The sequence below is a fragment of the Chitinophaga horti genome (genome assembly GCF_022867795.2).
Taxonomy (GTDB): Bacteria; Bacteroidota; Bacteroidia; order Chitinophagales; family Chitinophagaceae; genus Chitinophaga; species Chitinophaga horti.
Genome location: NZ_CP107006.1, coordinates 2,105,733 through 2,123,323 on the forward strand (window position 1 = coordinate 2,105,733; position 17,591 = coordinate 2,123,323).

The 17,591-nt window shown below is 50.3% G+C and carries 17 protein-coding genes; 5 read left to right on the plus strand and 12 right to left on the minus strand.

Annotation, left to right across the window (positions count from 1 at the left end; genetic code table 11):
• Positions 1-8: 8 nt before the first annotated feature.
• Positions 9-1,112, minus strand: coding sequence for a BT_3928 family protein (locus MKQ68_RS08565; RefSeq protein WP_264282928.1), 1,104 nt, complete (start codon positions 1,110-1,112; stop codon positions 9-11).
• A 27-nt stretch (positions 1,113-1,139) separates the two neighbouring features.
• On the minus strand, positions 1,140-1,706 hold the full coding sequence (locus MKQ68_RS08570) for a DUF1599 domain-containing protein (protein WP_264282929.1): 567 nt from the start codon (positions 1,704-1,706) through the stop codon (positions 1,140-1,142).
• Positions 1,707-1,848: 142 nt separating this feature from the next.
• Between MKQ68_RS08570 and folP the strand changes: the two genes are divergently transcribed.
• Together folP and MKQ68_RS08580 are read left to right on the plus strand one after the other, a co-directional pair.
• Complete coding sequence (folP, locus tag MKQ68_RS08575) at positions 1,849-2,694, plus strand: dihydropteroate synthase (protein WP_264282930.1); 846 nt, start codon at positions 1,849-1,851, stop codon at positions 2,692-2,694.
• Positions 2,695-2,714: 20 nt separating this feature from the next.
• Complete coding sequence (locus MKQ68_RS08580) at positions 2,715-3,521, plus strand: diadenylate cyclase (RefSeq protein ID WP_264282931.1); 807 nt, start codon at positions 2,715-2,717, stop codon at positions 3,519-3,521.
• Between the two features lie 64 nt (positions 3,522-3,585).
• Here the strand turns inward: MKQ68_RS08580 and MKQ68_RS08585 are convergent, their stop codons facing one another.
• A complete protein-coding gene (locus tag MKQ68_RS08585; RefSeq protein WP_264282932.1) occupies positions 3,586-4,470 on the minus strand; it encodes an FKBP-type peptidyl-prolyl cis-trans isomerase in 885 nt (294 codons plus the stop codon).
• A 28-nt stretch (positions 4,471-4,498) separates the two neighbouring features.
• Positions 4,499-5,503 carry a DHH family phosphoesterase gene (locus MKQ68_RS08590; RefSeq protein ID WP_264282933.1) on the minus strand — a complete coding sequence of 335 codons (1,005 nt, stop codon included), beginning with the start codon at positions 5,501-5,503 and terminating at the stop codon, positions 4,499-4,501.
• Positions 5,504-5,714: 211 nt separating this feature from the next.
• On the opposite strand from MKQ68_RS08590, the gene MKQ68_RS08595 reads away from it, so the two are divergent.
• The gene (locus MKQ68_RS08595) at positions 5,715-6,131 is read left to right on the plus strand and encodes a nucleoside-diphosphate kinase (RefSeq protein ID WP_248070090.1); all 417 of its coding nucleotides are present in this window, start codon (positions 5,715-5,717) and stop codon (positions 6,129-6,131) included.
• Between the two features lie 102 nt (positions 6,132-6,233).
• On the opposite strand, the gene MKQ68_RS08600 is transcribed toward MKQ68_RS08595, so the two are convergent.
• On the minus strand, positions 6,234-9,689 hold the full coding sequence (locus MKQ68_RS08600; protein WP_264282934.1) for a pyruvate carboxylase: 3,456 nt from the start codon (positions 9,687-9,689) through the stop codon (positions 6,234-6,236).
• A gap of 266 nt (positions 9,690-9,955) precedes the next feature.
• Here MKQ68_RS08600 and xerD point away from each other — a divergent pair, with 266 nt between their 5' ends.
• Positions 9,956-10,852: a site-specific tyrosine recombinase XerD gene (xerD, locus tag MKQ68_RS08605; RefSeq protein WP_264282935.1), complete on the plus strand. Its 897-nt coding sequence runs from the start codon at positions 9,956-9,958 to the stop codon at positions 10,850-10,852.
• Positions 10,853-10,976: 124 nt separating this feature from the next.
• Here xerD and MKQ68_RS08610 read toward each other — a convergent pair whose 3' ends face one another.
• Genes MKQ68_RS08610 through MKQ68_RS08630 form a run of 5 tightly spaced genes read right to left on the minus strand, consistent with a single transcriptional unit; the run spans position 10,977 to position 14,399 of the window.
• The gene (locus tag MKQ68_RS08610) at positions 10,977-11,822 is read right to left on the minus strand and encodes a DUF2911 domain-containing protein (RefSeq protein WP_264282936.1); all 846 of its coding nucleotides are present in this window, start codon (positions 11,820-11,822) and stop codon (positions 10,977-10,979) included.
• 58 nt (positions 11,823-11,880) lie between these two features.
• Complete coding sequence (locus tag MKQ68_RS08615; RefSeq protein ID WP_264282937.1) at positions 11,881-12,540, minus strand: response regulator transcription factor; 660 nt, start codon at positions 12,538-12,540, stop codon at positions 11,881-11,883.
• Positions 12,541-12,550: 10 nt separating this feature from the next.
• The gene (locus tag MKQ68_RS08620; RefSeq protein WP_264282938.1) at positions 12,551-13,345 is read right to left on the minus strand and encodes a sensor histidine kinase; all 795 of its coding nucleotides are present in this window, start codon (positions 13,343-13,345) and stop codon (positions 12,551-12,553) included.
• Positions 13,342-14,016: a hypothetical protein gene (locus MKQ68_RS08625; protein ID WP_264282939.1), complete on the minus strand. Its 675-nt coding sequence runs from the start codon at positions 14,014-14,016 to the stop codon at positions 13,342-13,344. The genes MKQ68_RS08620 and MKQ68_RS08625 overlap by 4 nt, the downstream gene beginning before the upstream one ends.
• Positions 14,016-14,399: a hypothetical protein gene (locus MKQ68_RS08630; protein WP_264282940.1), complete on the minus strand. Its 384-nt coding sequence runs from the start codon at positions 14,397-14,399 to the stop codon at positions 14,016-14,018. The genes MKQ68_RS08625 and MKQ68_RS08630 overlap by 1 nt, the downstream gene beginning before the upstream one ends.
• A 457-nt stretch (positions 14,400-14,856) precedes the next feature.
• On the opposite strand from MKQ68_RS08630, the gene MKQ68_RS08635 reads away from it, so the two are divergent.
• A complete protein-coding gene (locus MKQ68_RS08635; protein ID WP_264282941.1) occupies positions 14,857-15,711 on the plus strand; it encodes a hypothetical protein in 855 nt (284 codons plus the stop codon).
• A gap of 47 nt (positions 15,712-15,758) precedes the next feature.
• Here the strand turns inward: MKQ68_RS08635 and MKQ68_RS08640 are convergent, their stop codons facing one another.
• Positions 15,759-17,459 (minus strand): sodium:solute symporter family protein, encoded by a 1,701-nt coding sequence (locus MKQ68_RS08640; RefSeq protein WP_264282942.1) that lies wholly within the window; start codon positions 17,457-17,459, stop codon positions 15,759-15,761.
• Positions 17,456-17,587, minus strand: a complete 132-nt coding sequence (locus MKQ68_RS08645) for a hypothetical protein (protein WP_264282943.1) — start codon at positions 17,585-17,587, stop codon at positions 17,456-17,458. The genes MKQ68_RS08640 and MKQ68_RS08645 overlap by 4 nt, the downstream gene beginning before the upstream one ends.
• Positions 17,588-17,591 lie beyond the last annotated feature (4 nt).

The following is a 17,591-nucleotide window of genomic DNA, read 5'->3' on the forward strand; positions in this document are numbered from 1 at the left end:
TTGCTTATTTAGTTGCCGCTGAATGCGGGAATGTCGTTATAATGCCACTTACCGGTAATAGTGCCTTTGTTCAGCTCTATCAATGTAGGATTAGCCCTGCCGGCGGTTTTGATCGCCGTGCCATCCATCTGCAGGAAAGGGAAGCTGATACCATGGGTCTTCTTGAACACGTCCACCGCTTCTTTGCCGGAAGAGGTAACACCATAGATATAGAAGCCTTTCGCCTGCGCGAGTTTCTCCAGGTCCTGGATCTGTTTATCCCAACCGCTGCCGGCTTCGTCCACGCTCTTCACAAGGAAAAGGTAAATGGTCGTTCCTTCGCTCAGGATGCTCTGTGTAAAGTCGCCACCATCAAAGTCTTTCAGGGAGAAGTCTTTAATGGCCGGCATCGCGTCACCTTTTACGATCAGTTTATCGGTACGGTCCACGAACTTCCAGGTAGTATCCTGCCATGGATAGCTGTCGTCAGGGAACTCCTGCCGTTTACCATCTTTCTCGTAAATCAGGATGGTTTTGTATACGTCGGGCCGGGAGCCTGGCGGTACTTTCATCTTTTCAGGAATGTTGTTGCCTACTTTATAAGGCAGGCAGTCTACAATCGGCAAATGCGACAGCGTATACCATTGCAGCCCGAAAGAGAATACGGTGGCTGCTGCCAGTATACCAATGGATGCTTTCGCGCCAAACAGCGGCTGTATCCGTTTGTGGAAGATGAAGATCACCACGATCATCACGGTAAGGATCACATCTTTCCAGAAGCTTTGTTCTGCTTCCAGTTTGATACAGTCCCCGAAACAGCCGCATTCTTTGATCAGTCCACTGAAAAGTGCAAAGCCGGTCAGGAAGGTGAAAAATATGATCAGTATTAATAATAGTGTAGAGAAAAGGCGCATGCGGTAACCCACGAGTACGGCTACACCGGCAATGATCTCGAAGGCGTTCATAAGTATCGACAGCACCAGCGAATACGGTACCATCCAATACATATGTAATACTTCAAAAAACTCATCCATCTTGTAACTGAGGCCCAGCGGGTCATTCGCTTTTATCAGCCCGGAAAAGATGAACAGTACTCCTACTATGATTCTAAACAGGATCAGGATAACTTTCATGGTTGGATCTATGGTTTTAGTAACAAATTAAAGTTTACCGGCTGCCTCTCCGGCTTTGATCAGCGCGAAGATGGCATAGTTTACAATGTCAACGAAGTTGGCGTCCATCCCTTCGGAGATGAGCGTTTTACCGTCGTTGCGTAATATTTGTTTAATGCGCAGCAGTTTAGTAAGAATGAGATCCACAAAAGATTCCTGGCTCATATCGCGCCAGGCCTCGCCGTAGTCGTGGTTCTTAGCCTCCATCACGTCGCGGATGAACTGTATCTTCTGATCATACAGCACTGCCACTTCATCTGCAGGAATGTCGGTGTACGGATCGTTGGGCAGCTCCATCTGCAAAAGTGCGATCACGCCGTAGTTGATGATCGCGGCAAATTCGCCGTCGATGTGGTCGTCTACTTTCTGCTTACCGCCCAGTTCCTGGATGGTACGGATGCGCTGTGCTTTGATGAAGATCTGGTCCACGATTGAAATGGGCCGCAGCACGCGCCACGAAGTGCCGTAGTCGCGGGCCTTTTTTACGAATGTGTCTTTACAGGCGTTGATCACCTGGCTGTATTGCGCTGCTGTGTTCCGGATCGTTTTCGTCAAAGCGTTTTTAGTTTGAAATAATTGCTAATCAATTACATTTGCAGCCAAAATAAGCCTGCGTGATGTTCAAAAATACATCATTCGGATAGAAATCATACAGTATTCTGTATTATTGTGATAAGCGTTCAACCTAACATATCCCATGACTTATACGATCAATTGCCGCGGCAAACTGCTTGACCTTTCACAACCAGTGGCCATGGGCATTATGAATATTAATGAAGATTCGTTTTATGCGGGCAGCCGCAGCCACCAGCTGCATGAGGTAACAGCGCGGGCCGGCCAGATGCTGGCCGGCGGGGCGGCTATACTCGACCTGGGCGGACAAAGCACCCGTCCGGGCAGTGTACAGGTAAGCGCCGAAGAAGAGGCCAGCCGGGTGATACCGGCCATTCATGCGATCGTGCATCACTATCCGGAAGCGGTTATTTCGGTGGATACTTATTATGCCGCCGTAGCCGAAAAGGCCGTGCTGGCAGGCGCAGCGATCGTTAACGATATTAGTGCCGGCGACCTGGACAAACAGATGATCCCGACCGTAGCGCGGTTAAAGGTGCCATACATTGCCATGCATATGAAGGGCACGCCCGAAACGATGCAGAAGGAAGCGCGCTATCATGATGTGGTGCAGGATGTGCTGGATTACTTTATCCTGAAATTAGAGGTACTTCGCCAGGCAGGCATCCGCGACGTGATCATCGATCCCGGCTTTGGTTTCGCGAAGAACATGGAGCACAATTACCAGCTCCTGAACGGACTGCACGCGTTTAAAATGCTGAACGTACCGATATTGGCCGGGGTAAGCCGTAAGGGAATGATCTACAAACTGCTCGAAACCACAGCCGAACAGGCGCTGAACGGCACTACGGTACTGCATACCCTGGCATTACAGCAGGGCGCGGCCATCCTGCGGGTACATGATGTAAAGGAAGCGAACGAAGTTATCAGGATCATGCAATATGCACAGCAACATCTATCAAGAGACTAAAAATCTGTTACATTTACAATATGGACGTAATTAACTTCTATGGATACAATTTTCGATGGCTGAATTTACTGGACCTTGCGATTGTTATTTTCCTGATCATTCAACTCTACCGGCTGCTGAAAGGGAGCCTCGCTTTTAATATATTCCTGGGATTACTGTGTATCTACGCCGCCTACTTCCTCGTGCGTGCGCTGAAAATGCCGATCCTCACCAATGTATTGCAGAACTTTATTAACGTCGGGCTTATCGCGATCATCATCATCTTTCAACCCGAAATCCGCAAATTTCTGCTGGTATTAGGCAAAAAGACACCGCTCAGTAAAGACAGTTTTCTAACCAAACTGTTCCTGCCCGACCGATTTAAGAGTTATAAGGAAGAAGAACACATCATCAACGAGATCATCACCGCCATCGGACACATGGCCGCCAGTCAGACCGGCGCGCTCATTGTGCTGGCCACTACTTACCGCGTAAAGTTCGATACGGCGTCCAGCATACCCATCGACGGGAATGTGAGTGCTAAGCTGATCGAAAGCATCTTTGAAAAGAATGCCCCGCTGCATGATGGAGCGCTCATCATCGTGGGCAACAAAATATTGGCCGCCAAGGTAATTCTCCCCCTTTCGGAGAATCCGAACCTGCCCACCCGCATCGGTATGCGCCACCGCTCCGCGGTAGGTATCACCGAACATAGCGATAACCTGGCCATTTGCGTTTCGGAAGAGCGGGGAACTATTTCTTATGCGGAAGACGGTATTCTCACACAGGATGTTTCGCTGGAGGAACTGAAAGTCAAGTTATACGAAACCCTCGTCGAAGGACTTTAAAACAAAAAGGCTATCTCGTAAGAAGATAGCCTTTTTTATATTCTCAAAATTCGCTTAACGCTGATTAGTTAGCCGGAGCAGCAGGAGCTGTTGGAGCAACTTCAGGTGCTGCAGCGCTACCAGGGATCACATCCAGCAGTTCAACAGTGAACGCCAGGATAGAGTTACCCGGGATAGTCGGAGGGTTACCCTGGAAACCGTAAGCTACGGCAGAAGGGATTACCAGTGTAGCTTTGGTGCCTTTTTTCAGGGCAGCAATGCCTTCATCCCAACCTTTGATTACAAAACCACGGCCAATCGGGAAGCGCAGGGGCTCCAGCGGCATACCCGGACGGATAGTGGAATCAACGTTAGAATCAAATACTTTACCATCCAGCAAAGAACCAGTGTAGTTCACTACAACAGTATCACCTGGCTGAGGCTGGGCGCCGGCGCCTTCTGCAGTAACGGCTACGTTAACGCCGGAAGCAGTTTTAGTGGTAGTAGTGAGGCTCTTTTTCTTCAGGTACTCAGAGATCTCTTTTTCTTCTTTAGCAGTCTGGCCAGCAATGGTGTATTTGCTGTCAACTACGAAAGTCAGTCTGATTTTGTCGCCTTTTTTAGCAAACGGAGGCATCTGTGGCAGAGAGTCTACCAGCAGTACGAAAGTTGCGCTATCACCTACATGCAGTTCAGAGAAACCGTCCATCAGGTCATATTTCTCAACAGATTTCTGGATAGGTACGGGAATGGCGCCGCCTTGCTGTTTGCGGGACTCAAACATGATAGAGTCGTTCAGGCGGGTGTAGATAAACATCATTGCAGTATCGCCGATCTTAAGCTGTTCGCCGCTACCGGATTTATCGATTGTATAGTCGATGCCACCGGGAGTTTTCCTTTGCTTGGGAGCGCAGCTGGCCAGCAGCAGCAAGCCGCAAGACGCAACAAGTAACAGGTTGTTCTTTTTCATTTGAAATTGTTAGGTGATGTATTTAAAGTTATTGTAACAAGTCTTCATTGGCGTGCATCGCATCGATAAAACGCTGTATCGTTTTGTCGAGCGGGTCGCCGCTTCTGCCCCCGGCTGCGTTAAAGTGCCCTCCCCCGTCGAAGTAACGGCGGGCGAAGGTATTCACGTCAAAGTCGCCTTTCGAGCGGAAAGAGAGTTTCACCTCCACGTTCCGGTCAATGATCAGCGCCGCTAATTTAATGCCTTGGATGGACAATAGGAAATTAACGATCCCTTCTGTGTCGCCCGTTTGCAGGTCAAACTTACGTAAGTCGCTGTAAGGGATAGCGATCATGGCCGTATTACACTCGTAAAATACCTCCATCCGGTTCAGCAGGCTGTTGCCCAGGAAGCGGAGGCGGTTTTCGAGGAAGTTGTCATAAATCGCCTGGTGAATGAACTCGTGCTTTAATCCGCGGTCCATCAGGTCGGCCACCATGCGGTGTACCCGGGAGGAGGTGGAGGAAAAGCGGAAAGAGCCCGTATCGGTAAGGGTGCCGGCGTAAATACACTCGCCCATGGCTGGGTTGATGTATTTTTCCTCGCCCAGTGTGTACAGCATTTCGTAGATCATCTGCGCCGTTGCCGCCGCCGTATTATCACTCACACCGTAGTCAAACTGGTCTTTCGGCTCCAGGTGGTGGTCTACCAGGATGCGGATGGCCGTCATCTTTTCAATAACCGGCGCCATGTTCTTGGTGCGGTCGATGTTGTTAAAGTCCAGGCAGAACAACAGTTCCGCTCCTTTCATCACCTCCAGTGCCTTGTCATTGGCCGATTCAAAGTCTATCACCAGGTCGCATCCCGGCATCCATTTCAGGAAGTCTGGATAGTTGGTGGGAGAAATGACGGTCGTTTGGTGACCCTTCTGCTGCAAATAGTGAAACAGGGCCAGGGAAGAACCCATGGCATCTGCATCGGGTTTCTGATGCATGGTGATCACCACTTTCTTGGGGCTTTCCAGCAAAGGTTTGATTTCCTCAATTGGCTTCATCAAAGACTATAATGTTATATTTTACAAGCTGTTAAAGCGCCTACCGGTTTATGGGAAAACGAAGTGCGAAGTTCTTTATTTGGGGCAGAATTTCAAAATTTTTTACGGCATCGAAAAAACTGGTTACTTTTGCGCCCTAACCGGCAGGAAACCAGGCTACCCGGGCTCCTGTTCCGGTATTACTTAAATCAGGCAAATACGCAACAACAATATGAGTAACAGAACTTTTACAATGATTAAGCCGGATGCGGTTGCCAATGGCCACATCGGCGGCATCCTCGCCCAGATCAACGAAGCTGGTTTCCGCATCGTAGCAATGAAAATGCTGCGCCTTTCTACCGAAAAAGCTGGTGAATTTTACGCTGTACACAAAGAGCGTCCTTTCTACGGCGAACTGGTAGAGTTCATGAGCAGCGGTCACATCGTGGCAGCTATCCTGGAAAAAGACAATGCAGTAGAGGAGTTCCGCAAACTGATCGGCGCTACTAACCCTGCCAACGCAGAGGAAGGTACCATCCGCAAAAAATACGCAGAATCTATCGGCCGCAACGCCGTTCACGGTTCTGACTCCGACGAAAACGCTGCGATCGAAGGCAACTTCTTCTTCAGCGGTCTGGAGAAATTCTAATCCGGAAAAATTAAAGAATGAATATGGGGGAAGCTTTTTGGGGCTTCCCCCTTTTTATTACTATTCAGCCGCCGTTGCGTCGCACACTTCAGCTTTTGTTCGCTACTTATCCAATTCCACCACCAGGTCGTCCTGGCTCACCATCGTACCCTCCGGTAAATGCACCGCTTTCACTTTACAGGCTCTGGTGGCGGTTACCGTGGTTTCCATCTTCATCGCCTCGATGATGAATAACGGGGTATTATTAGTCACCGCATCACCTGTCTTCACCAGCAATTTCGACAACTTACCCTGCAAAGGCGCGCCCACTTCCATTTCCGGGTTGCCCACTTTTTTGTTACTCACCACTTTCGACACCACCGACCGGTCGCGTATCTGCACCCGGCGGCCATACCCGTTCAGCTCAAACACCACGGTACGAATGCCCGTAGGGTCGGGCGGCATCACGAATACGAGCTTCACGATAATGGTTTTGCCCTTACTCAGCGGGATCAGTATCTCCTCGCCCGGCTTCAGCCCGTAAAAGAAGGCTGGTGTAGGAATGGCTTCCACGTTGCCGAAGGACTGTGCATGATGATAATACTCATCAAACACCTTGGGGAACATATGGTAACTCAGGTAATCGTTAAACTCTGCCTGCGGGTATTTCAGCTGGAAGGTCGCAAAGTCCTTATCGAAGTCCACAGGTGGCAGGTGTTCGTTCGGTTTACCCTTCAACGGCTCCTGTCCTTTCAGCACGATCTTTTGTAACTGCTCCGGGAACCCGCCGAACGGCACGCCCAGGTCGCCCTTAAAAAATCCCTGTACCGAAGCCGGGAAGGCCAGGTTGCGGCTCTCGTCCAGCACGTCTTCGGCCGAAAGATTATTGGAGGTCATGAAAAGTGCCATATCCCCTACTACTTTTGAGCTGGGTGTTACTTTCACGATGTCGCCGAACAGGTGGTTCACCACCGCGTAGTTCTGTTTGATCGTTTCCAGTTTGTCGCCCAGTCCCAGTGAGTCGGCCTGCTGGCGGAGGTTGGAGTACTGTCCGCCCGGGATTTCATTTTCATAGATCTGCGCGGTGCCGGCTTTCATATCGGACTCGAACGGGTAGTAAAACTCGCGTACATCTTCCCAGTAGTTGCTGTACTGGTTCAGGGAGTGTAAGTCCATCGGCTGGTAACGTTCATGGCCCTGCAGGATGGCCGTCATTGCGTTCAAGTTGGGCTGTGAAGTAAGGCCGCTGAGCGAGGCAATGGCACAATCGACCACGTTTACACCGGCTTCGATGGCCTTCAGGTAAGTCGCTGCCTGCACGGATGCTGTGTCATGGGTATGCAGCACGATCGGCAGTTTCACCGCATCTTTCAGCGCATGAACGAGCGTGCTGGCGGCCTGCGGTTTCAGCAGCCCGGCCATGTCCTTAATCGCCAGCATATGCGCGCCTGCGTCTTCCAGGCGTTTGGCCAGGTCTACATAGTATTGCAGCGTGTACTTTTTATTATCCGGGTTACTGATGTCGCCCGTGTAGCTGATCGCCGCCTGTGCCAGTGCGTTCGTATGCTCCCGAACGAACCGGATGCTCGGCGCCATGGCCTCCACCCAGTTCAGCGAATCGAAAATGCGGAAGATGTCGATGCCCGTTTCCGCTGCCTTCTCGATGAACTTGGCGATCAGGTTCTCGGGGTAAGCGGAATAGCCGACTGCATTCGATCCGCGGAACAACATCTGCAACAACATGTTCGGCATCGCCTGCCGCAGTTGCTGCAATCGCCGCCAGGGACATTCATGCAGGAAGCGCATCGACACGTCGAAGGTGGCGCCGCCCCACACTTCCATGGAAAACAGTTGCGGGTTCGCTTTTGCATATCCTTCCGCTGCCGCCAGTATGTCTTTGGTGCGCACGCGCGTCGCGAGCAAGCTTTGATGCGCATCCCGGTAGGTAGTATCGGTCATGTATACCGGCTTCTCCTGCCGGAGCCATTGCGCAAAGTCCTCCCGTCCCATCTGCGTCAGTTTGTCCTTCATGCCCGCCGGGTAAGGCTGCACCGGATCGAAGTTGGGCACCTTGGGTGTTCTGAACTTCTTGTTAGGGTCGGCGATCTTAATGTCGGGGTGACCATTCACCGTTACATCGGCCAGGTACATGAGTGTTTTAGTAGCCCGGTCACGTATCTGCGAAAGCTTAAACAGTTCAGGATGTTGCTCGATAAAGCTCACCGTACAGTTACCGCGGCGGAAGATGTCGTGGTTGATCACGTTCTCCAGGAAGCCGATGTTCGTTTTCACACCCCGTATGCGGAACTCACGTAACGTGCGCTGTAAACGGCTGGAAGCGCCCGATAACGTGCGTCCCCAGGCGGTCACTTTTACAAGCATCGAATCAAAGAAAGGAGAAATATTTACACCGCTATATGTACTGCCTTCATCCAGCCGTATGCCGAAACCGCCAGCGTTACGATAGGCGATCACCGTACCGTAGTCGGGTTTAAAGTTGTTCTCGGGGTCTTCGGTGGTAATACGGCATTGTATCGCAAAGCCATTAATTTTTACATCATCCTGGTCTTTGAGAAAGATCTCCGGATCGCTCAGCTGGTGGCCTGCGGCAATGAGTATCTGCGAACGCACGATGTCGATGCCGGTCACCTGTTCGGTCACCGTATGCTCCACCTGTATACGCGGGTTTACTTCGATGAAATACACCTTGTTTTGCCGGTCTACCAAAAACTCCACGGTACCCACGTTATTGTACTTCACTTTACGCGCCAGTTGCAGCGCATAGTCATAGATCTCGTTGCGCGTTTCTAACGGCAGGTTAGGCGACGGGGCTATTTCCACCACCTTCTGGAAGCGGCGTTGCACCGAGCAGTCGCGCTCATACAGGTGCAGGATGTTGCCATGGTTGTCGCCCATGAGCTGCACTTCGATGTGTTTGGGCTCTTCGATGAACTTTTCGATGAAGATGGTGTCGTTGCCGAATGCTTTGCCGGCTTCTCCCCTGGCCTCGTTGAAGGCACGTTCGAGGTCGTTGGCATCGCGAACTACGCGCATCCCCCGCCCGCCGCCGCCGGCGGCGGCTTTCAGAATAATTGGGAAGCCGATGCGCGTTGCTTCCTGTAACACCGTGTCGATATGATCGAGCGGCACCTGGCTGTCTTCGATCAACGGTACACCCACAGCGCGTGCCAGGGTTTTAGCGGCTACCTTGTCACCCAGCTGCGCCATCACTTCCGGGTCCGGGCCCACAAAGATGATCCCTTCCTCCTTACAGCGACGTGCAAATTGTACGTTCTCGCTCAGGAAGCCGTAGCCGGGGTGGATCGCATCTACCTGTTGTAACTTCGCCTGGTGTATGATGGCCTCTATGTCCAGGTAAGGCTTCAGCGGATCATCGTCTGCCCCTACCTGGTAAGCTTCGTCTGCTTTGTACCGGTGCAGCGAATACCGGTCTTCGTACGTAAAAATGGCTACAGTGCTGATCCTGAGCTCGGCGGCTGCGCGTAATATCCTAACGGCAATCTCGCCACGGTTGGCGACCAGTAATTTCCTGATCTTTTTTAGTGTTAACTCCGACATGTTGAGGTTTAAAATGGTTGATTGAAAGTGGAACGCGTCTAAAATAATGGAATTGAATAACTTCGATCATGATGCCGATAGCCAACGAACCGCACGTTTCCTTAGCGCCTGTTCAATGATTGAGGCGCATCTGTAAAAAGTATTTACCGAAGTTGTGGATTCCCGTTGCATCCGTTTAAAAACAATGTTTACCATAAATTTGCTAAATAATTTGCAGCGTTATATTTCATTCGGTTGCATCGCTGCAATGAACTATTTTGCGCTTTATGTGGGAATCGCATCTGAACGGATTTAAGGCATACCTGCGCCTGGAGCGCTCGCTGGCAGGCAACTCTATCGAGGCTTACCTGCGCGATGTAGAGAAACTCACGCAATACCTGCAGTCGGTGAACCAGCCGTTAGCGCCCGGCGAGCTGGAGTTATCGCATTTACAGGCGTTCGTACAATGGGTGGCCTCACTGGGCATGAGCGCTACGTCCCAGGCACGCATCATCTCGGGCATCAAAGGGTTCTATAAATACCTGTTGCTGGAAGATATGGTACGCACCGATCCCACGCAGCTACTCGATGCGCCGAAAACGAGCCGCAAGTTACCGGATGTACTCAGCTTTCATGAAATAGAACAGCTCATCGGCTGCCTCGATCTCAGCAAACCCGAAGGCACACGCAATAAAGCTATTCTCGAAACCATGTACAGCTGCGGACTGCGCGTAAGCGAGGTAACCGGCTTAAAAATATCGCATCTCTATACAGAAGAAGGTTTCATCCGCGTCATCGGTAAAGGCGATAAGGAACGCCTCATTCCCATCGGCAGCGACGCCCTGCGGTACATCGACATCTACCGCCAACAGGTGCGTGTACATGTGCCGGTAAAGAAAGGCCAGGAAGATATATTGTTCCTCAACCGCCGCGGCAGCGCGCTTACCAGGGTGATGATCTTTTTAGTGATAAAAGACCTGGTGTTAAAAGCCGGTATCAAAAAAGATGTATCGCCCCATACCTTCCGCCACTCCTTCGCTACCCACCTGGTAGAAGGCGGCGCAGACTTACGGGCAGTGCAGGAAATGCTGGGGCATGAGAGCATTACGACGACGGAAATTTACACGCATCTCGACCGGGAGTATTTGAGAGATACGTTGCATCGGTATCATCCGAGGTTTTAATGTAAAAAGGGTACGCCCGTTACAGGCATAGCCGTTTCTATACTTTATTAATTGCACGCTCCGTCCCCCGGCACAAAAAAAGGCCCCCGGTGAGGGAGCCCTTTCTTACACAAGCAGTTTATTACTATAAAGTCTTAATCAGCTTCTCGTTCAACGCTACATAATCAGCATTGTTAGCTGCTTTCGCCAGTTCGATGGAACGCATAGCCGTGGTTTTAGCACCTGCTTTGTCGCCCAGTTTCGCCTGGATCTTCGCTTTCATGTGTACCATGTAGAAAGGCTCTTTACCTTCTTTGATAGCCTCGTCGATCCAAACCAACGCCTGTTTCAGGTCGCGGTTGTTCTCGTAGTAGTAGCTGGCAGCAGCCCAGTAAGGCTTTTTGTCGCCTTTCATGGCTTTTTCAATTTCTGCCATTACGGTTGCATCCATGTTCGGAGCAGTGATCTTAACCGGAACGGTCAGTTTGTCCCAGCTGATGTTCATGGTCATGCTGGCAGCAGCAATGTTGTCGAAGCTGATGGTGAATGATTCTACTTTAGAAGCATTTTTAACAGGCTTTACTTTGAATTTAGCCACGTCGTCTTCGGCCTTGTAACCATTGTCGCCCCAGTTCTTTACGCCTTTGTTCAGCACGATCTGCCATTCTGTTTTGCCAGGAATGGTGTACAGTGCATAATCACCGGCAGGCACTTTTACGCCTTCGAACGCCAGCTCTTCACCCAGGGTGATTTTAGTAGCGTTGTTAGCGCCGGTGCGCCATACTTTGTCGTACGGAACGAGGTCGCCATAAATGGTACGTCCTTTTACCGCCGGGCGGGAATAGGCTACTTCTACGGTCGACAGCGCAAAGCTCTGTTTGATAGTTTGGGCAGGGCTTGGAGCAGGCGTTTTTACGCCTTGTGCCACTGCGCTAACGGAGATGGCAACGCCTAATGCGGTTGCGCATACATAGGTGGAAAGATTTTTCATATACAGCAGATTTGATGTTTAATGCATCATTGTCGCCGCAAATATACAGGTATTAGGGTTATTCTATCAAACCATTCCGGAAAGCATATAAAACCAGTCCAACGGTATTTTTTACGTTTATCTTTTCCAGCAGCTTCTGGCGAATGCCTTCCACCGTGCGTGGGCTCAGGAATATTTTTTCGGATATCTCCTGGGTGGTGAGTTCACTGCAGATCATTTTCAGCACTTCCAGTTCCCGTTCATTGAGTTGGATCTCATTCTTGAACGTGGGTTTGAACTGTTGTTTGTTTTTATGCAGTACTTTTTTGAGCAGGGCGAGGTTTACGTTCTCGTTAAAGTAGAAGCCTTTCTCGAACGTAGTACAGATGGCCTCATAAATCTCTTCCGGCTCGCTGTTCTTCAGCAGGTAAGCATTGGCGCCATTCTCTACCAGGTGTACAATAAAGTTGTCGTCTTCGTACATGGTGAGGATGATCACTTTTACGTCCGGGTACTTTTCCTTTACCTGTACAGTAGCTGCAATGCCATCAAGTTTGGGCATTTTAAGGTCCATCAGTATAACATCGGGCAATTGCCTGGTCATGATATCGAGGAGGTGCTCCCCGTCTTCCGCTTCAAATACGACGTTTATGTTCTCGTATGGGGTAAGGGTGTTGATCACACCACTGCGGAATATCTTATGATCGTCGGCAATAGCTACTTTTATGGGAGGTAGCATATCGTGCGCTTTATATTACGGGTTGATAATTTTCCACCCTCACAACGGCCATTGTGCCGGCGGGTGCTTTCTTTACAAAGTTGATGTTTCCCCCGATAATATTCAAGCGGCTTTCTATATTTTTTAGTCCCAGGCTGCCCGTCTTCTTCCGCGATTCTTCCAAACCTCCGGCCAGCTTGCCGTTGCCATCATCTTCCACGGTAATGGTAAGTTGCCCGCCGTTGCTCTGGTAGCTGATCAGGATGTTTTTGGCCTGGGCGTGTTTGATGATGTTGTTGATCAGTTCCTGTACCACGCGGTATATGTTCAGCGCCTTCTCACGGTCTACCGGAAACTGGCTGTTATCGGTCTGGAACTTTACGGCCACTTCCTTGTTCTTGTTCATCAGGCTGGCAAAGCTGTCCAGCGCATGCGACAAGCCCAGGTTATCGAGGGTTTGGGGGTGCAGGCTTTGGGAAATGAAGCGTAACTGCTGGATGATCGTATCGGTAAACTCTTTCGTTTCTTTGATGATCTCCACCTGCCCGTTCTGCGATTGTTGTTGCAGGTGGTTCAGGCTCAGTTTTAGTACCGATAACTGGGCGCCTACTTCATCGTGCAGGTCTTCCGCAATACGTTTGCGTTCGGTTTCCTGGCCTTGTATCACCGCTACCAGGCGTTCTTTTTGCAGCAGCAGGTCTTTATCCCGCAGGGTCAGTTTATACTGGATCACCTGCTTCTGCTGCATTACGACCATTACCACTACGATCACGCCGAGGGTGATCATCACAATGGTGCCGATCAGTATCATTTCCAGCATATTCATACACTAACTCTTTTAATCTTGAGGAAACCGACATAGAAAAAGATGATCTCTACCACTCCGCCAATGTAGTGCAGGGACATGGTGAGGGACTGTGCGGTCTTCATGTCTTCGGGGAGCAATGTTCTTTGCATGAGGTTATAACCAAGGGTGAGAATAAAAGAGCAGCAGAGGTAAACAAATAGTCCGGCATTGAACCAGAAATCGGGTACCATATTGATAAAGATCGATTGTTCGAGTAGTTGTTCATCCTTTTGCAGTTCCATGAAAAAGATAATGCCGTAGATCAGCAGTACGAGGGTGCGTGCGGAGGAGAAGATCGAATTGAACGTACGGGAACCTTCGATGAAAAGGATGTCGGCGATGAAAAGGACGGTAATGCCTGCGAGCAGGATGCCGATTACCCGGTGCACCTTCTGGCTTTTGATCACGGTGAAGTAGTACATGGAGAGCAGGTAGAACTGCAGCAGCGTCATGAGGTTCACAAAAAGCATGTTATTGCCTACGGTCGCCTGCAATATCTTGGAGCCTGCCGCAAATACGAAACTTACCGCCAGGTAGTAAAATATCCACCGTTCGTTTTTGGCCAGTGTTGCAAAGCGAAGTGAAAAGGGGATCAGAACCAGAAATTCGATCCCCAGAAGAAAGTAAAAAATGATAAGGTGAGTACCCACTAGATGTCTGAATTTAACGGATTGTTGATGGCACAGTCGAGCGGGCAATAAAGGCCACCGTCCAGGAGGTCTTGTTCAACGGCTCCTTTCTGCAGGTGTGACTCTTTCGCGATAAGGTCGTTGCCTTCAGCATCTACCGCTACGATAACAAATTTGTTATCTGCTTTACCGTCGCCGTCTACATCCAGGCCATAATAGATACGCATACCTACTGCCTTGGGGTTCGACAGGATCTGTTCGATTTTGTTGGTACCGAAAAAGGCGGCGATAGAGCGACCGGTTTTCCTTTTCATCTCGTGTTGTTCGAGACGGAAAGCGGCAGTGAATTTGGCGCCTTTTTCGAGAGAGATGAACTCGCCGGTGTCTTTGTTGTACTTACTCATAATAGTGTTGTTTTGAGAGGTTAGTTATAATGTCCGGTAAAATTATCATAAAATACCAGTTGTCAAAATGCCATGCGTGTTGTCACACGGAAAGCCAAAACTGCGGTTTCCCACAGGTATCTAGGACTGCATTGAGTTTCAATGTATCAGGTAGATGCGTAGAAAGGGCAGATTATCCGTACCCTTTGATCAAAATTGCGTAGAACTACGTATTCTTAAATATCGGTGGCTTAACGCTTGTAAGGGTAGTATTAGTTTGCAACCTTTGTGTTACTGACCGGAGATAGTGGTTTATCAACCAAAAGGCGTATTTGAGAGAAAGTTGTAGGTCCCGGCCTTTCCGCCATTTGTTTCGCTAGTATATATGCAGGGAATTTGCCAGGCCATAAGCCGGCGTAGTTAATCAAATAGGTCTCAAGTTGACCCCCATTTTTTTATATCAAAACTATTTTTAGCTATGAGTTACCTGTTAATCGGAAACATTTCTGCCCTCATTTGCGATGAATGCATCGAGCCCCTGGCCCATGCCCGCATCAGGATTTACCTGCCTGTTAGCCCCCGCCCCGCTCACGAATTACAGGCTGGATTGTTCAGCACCTTACGTGTGGTAGGCGAAAAAGAGTATACCCGTAAAGAAGAACGCCTGCTGGCGTCTACTACCATGGACGAACGAGGCAATTTCTCCCTCAGCTGGGAACAGGTTCACTTGTTTACCGAGCCGCTGGAAATTGATATTGAACTGGCGCGTGTACCCGGACAAAGAAACCCTGCCGGACCGGCGAGGCGTTATCACTTGGCCTTGCAGGTGCCTGCCTGGAAACGGGCGAGGGATAAGTACGTAGCTGCTTTTGCTTATGTGGTGCCATCAGAGAACTGGGCAGAGATGAGGGCTGACTTTGGTGCCGGTGTAGTAACAGGAGCTGTAAGACATTACGAAACTTACAGCGCGATGCCCGGACTGCGGGTGGAGGCGTATAATGCGCTGACCGACCGTATTGTGGGCTGGGGTAATACGAACGAACATGGCCGCTATAAGCTGTTTTTCAACATTGCTTCCGGCGGACCGGCACAGGCTTTTCCAGAAATCTATTTTAAAGTATATAGTAACGACCAACTGGTTTGGAGCGAAGATAAGGACATGGCCTTCCAACCGGAAAGGCAACGTATGGCTCCGTGTTCACGAATGAATCTGTTTGTTAAGCCTGCCAGTGAGGCCCGCAAGGCCCCCCGCTACTTTGGCGACTGGCTCAACGACTTGATGCATACTACGAAAACAAAGATGCTTTATAAGGACCTGCACGTAACTGCGTAGGACCCGCCCATCGTTGGAAAGCCCCAATATGTCTGAAACAGCTATCCTTACCGGATAGCTGTTTTTTTATCGTATATCAGCACCTGGAAAAGGTAAGCCAGTCCGCACACGAGCGAGCACCCCACCACGTTCAGCCACAGGAACGACACGACGTCCCAGCGGTACACGGCGATCACAATTACTTCTGCCACCAGCGCCGCCGCAAAGGCCGCGTCGCCTTTTACACGTTTGATCCAGAAGGCCACGAGGAAAATGCCAAGAATGGTGCCGTAAAACAGGGAGCCCAGGATGTTCACCGCTTCGATGAGGCTACCCAACCCGGTAGCAAACTGCGCCACCATAATACTGAACATACCCCATACGAGCGTCCACAAACGCGATACTTTCAGGTACTGCGCCTCGGTGCCGTTGGGGTTCATCATGCGTTTATAAATATCGATCACCGTGGTGGACGCCAGCGAGTTGAGCGCCGCTGCAATACTGCCCCACGAAGCGAGGAAGATGATCGCGATCAATAGCCCTACCAGCCCTTTGGGTAAACTGTTCACCACGAAATGGAGAAACACGTAATTCGTGTCGTTCGTATCGGCCGTAGGATCTGCTTTCTTGATCACGTCCAATGCCTGTTCGCGTACTTCGCCTGCTGCAGCATCGGTTTGTGCCAGTGCTGCCTGCTTTTCCGTAATCGCGGTCTGTTCACCGCTCTTTAATGCGGCAGACAAAGCCCGTACCTGCTGTGTTTTTTGCTCACCGAGTGTCGCGTATTGCTGTTCAAGCGCCTGTAACGCCGCTCCCTGTTCGGTTTGCCGCACTTTACGCAGCTGGGCTTCGTTAAAGAAGATGGGCGATTTGAAGTAGAGGTAGAACACGAATACCAAAGCGCCAAGCAGCAGGATCAGGAACTGCATAGGCACTTTAACCAGGCCGTTCATCAGCAGGCCTATTTTACTTTCCGACTCGGTGCGAGCGGTCAGGTAACGGCCAACCTGCGACTGATCGGTGCCGAAGTAGGATAATGCGAGGAAGAACCCTCCTATCACCCCACTCCATATGTTATAACGGTCTTTAAAGCTAAAGTCGGTAACGATTACGTTGAGTTTACCCATTTTACCCGATACCTTCAGTGCGTCGGTAAATCCGATGTCCGAAGGCAACAGGTGTATCACCATCCAGCCTGCCAGGAACATACCGGCGAAGATGATGGCGAGTTGCAGGGTTTGGGTGTACGATACGGCTTTGGTACCGCCCGCCATGGTATAGATGATAAGCAGTCCGCCCATAAAAAGGTTGGTCCAGTAAATGTTCCAGCCGAGCAGCGACGACAGAATGATCGAGGGGGCGCAGATGCTGATGCCGGTAGACAGGCCGCGTTGGATAAGAAACAATACGGAGGTGATCGTACGCGTCTTCAGATCGAACCGTTGTTCGAGGTACTCGTACGCGGTGTATACGTTCAACTTACGGAAGATGGGTACGAAGGCCACACAGATCACGACCATGGCCAGCGGAAGGCCAAAGTAGTATTGCACGAAACGCATACCGTCCATATAAGCCTGTCCGGGTGCGGAAATGAACGTCACCGCGCTGGCCTGGGTGCCCATGATAGACAGCAGCACGATGTACCAGGGCATGCTGCGGCTGCCCATGAAATAGTCGTCCATATTCTGCTGGCCGCGGCTTTTCCATACGCCATAGCATATGATAATGATTAACGTGGCGGACAATACTATCCAGTCCGTAATGCTCATGAGAAGGTTTTGGTGAAATAATAAAACAACACAACCTGGGTGACGAGCCATGCAATCACCAGGATGTACCAGTAACGCCACCTGCTAAAAAGCGGTGGCTTTTCCTGTTGCGTATTCTTCGTGGTCATAAGT

Coding starts and splice junctions, on each gene's coding strand:
- MKQ68_RS08630 (WP_264282940.1), bottom strand. CDS start 14,399: ATGAGTAAGTACAACAAAGACACCGGCGAGTTCATCTCTCTCGAAAAA.
- MKQ68_RS08610 (WP_264282936.1), bottom strand. CDS start 11,822: ATGAAAAATCTTTCCACCTATGTATGCGCAACCGCATTAGGCGTTGCC.
- MKQ68_RS08645 (WP_264282943.1), bottom strand. CDS start 17,587: ATGACCACGAAGAATACGCAACAGGAAAAGCCACCGCTTTTTAGCAGG.
- MKQ68_RS08595 (WP_248070090.1), top strand. CDS start 5,715: ATGAGTAACAGAACTTTTACAATGATTAAGCCGGATGCGGTTGCCAAT.
- MKQ68_RS08580 (WP_264282931.1), top strand. CDS start 2,715: ATGGACGTAATTAACTTCTATGGATACAATTTTCGATGGCTGAATTTA.
- MKQ68_RS08640 (WP_264282942.1), bottom strand. CDS start 17,459: ATGAGCATTACGGACTGGATAGTATTGTCCGCCACGTTAATCATTATC.
- MKQ68_RS08620 (WP_264282938.1), bottom strand. CDS start 13,345: ATGAATATGCTGGAAATGATACTGATCGGCACCATTGTGATGATCACC.
- folP (WP_264282930.1), top strand. CDS start 1,849: ATGACTTATACGATCAATTGCCGCGGCAAACTGCTTGACCTTTCACAA.
- MKQ68_RS08635 (WP_264282941.1), top strand. CDS start 14,857: ATGAGTTACCTGTTAATCGGAAACATTTCTGCCCTCATTTGCGATGAA.
- MKQ68_RS08585 (WP_264282932.1), bottom strand. CDS start 4,470: ATGAAAAAGAACAACCTGTTACTTGTTGCGTCTTGCGGCTTGCTGCTG.
- MKQ68_RS08600 (WP_264282934.1), bottom strand. CDS start 9,689: ATGTCGGAGTTAACACTAAAAAAGATCAGGAAATTACTGGTCGCCAAC.
- MKQ68_RS08615 (WP_264282937.1), bottom strand. CDS start 12,540: ATGCTACCTCCCATAAAAGTAGCTATTGCCGACGATCATAAGATATTC.
- xerD (WP_264282935.1), top strand. CDS start 9,956: ATGTGGGAATCGCATCTGAACGGATTTAAGGCATACCTGCGCCTGGAG.
- MKQ68_RS08590 (WP_264282933.1), bottom strand. CDS start 5,503: ATGAAGCCAATTGAGGAAATCAAACCTTTGCTGGAAAGCCCCAAGAAA.
- MKQ68_RS08565 (WP_264282928.1), bottom strand. CDS start 1,112: ATGAAAGTTATCCTGATCCTGTTTAGAATCATAGTAGGAGTACTGTTC.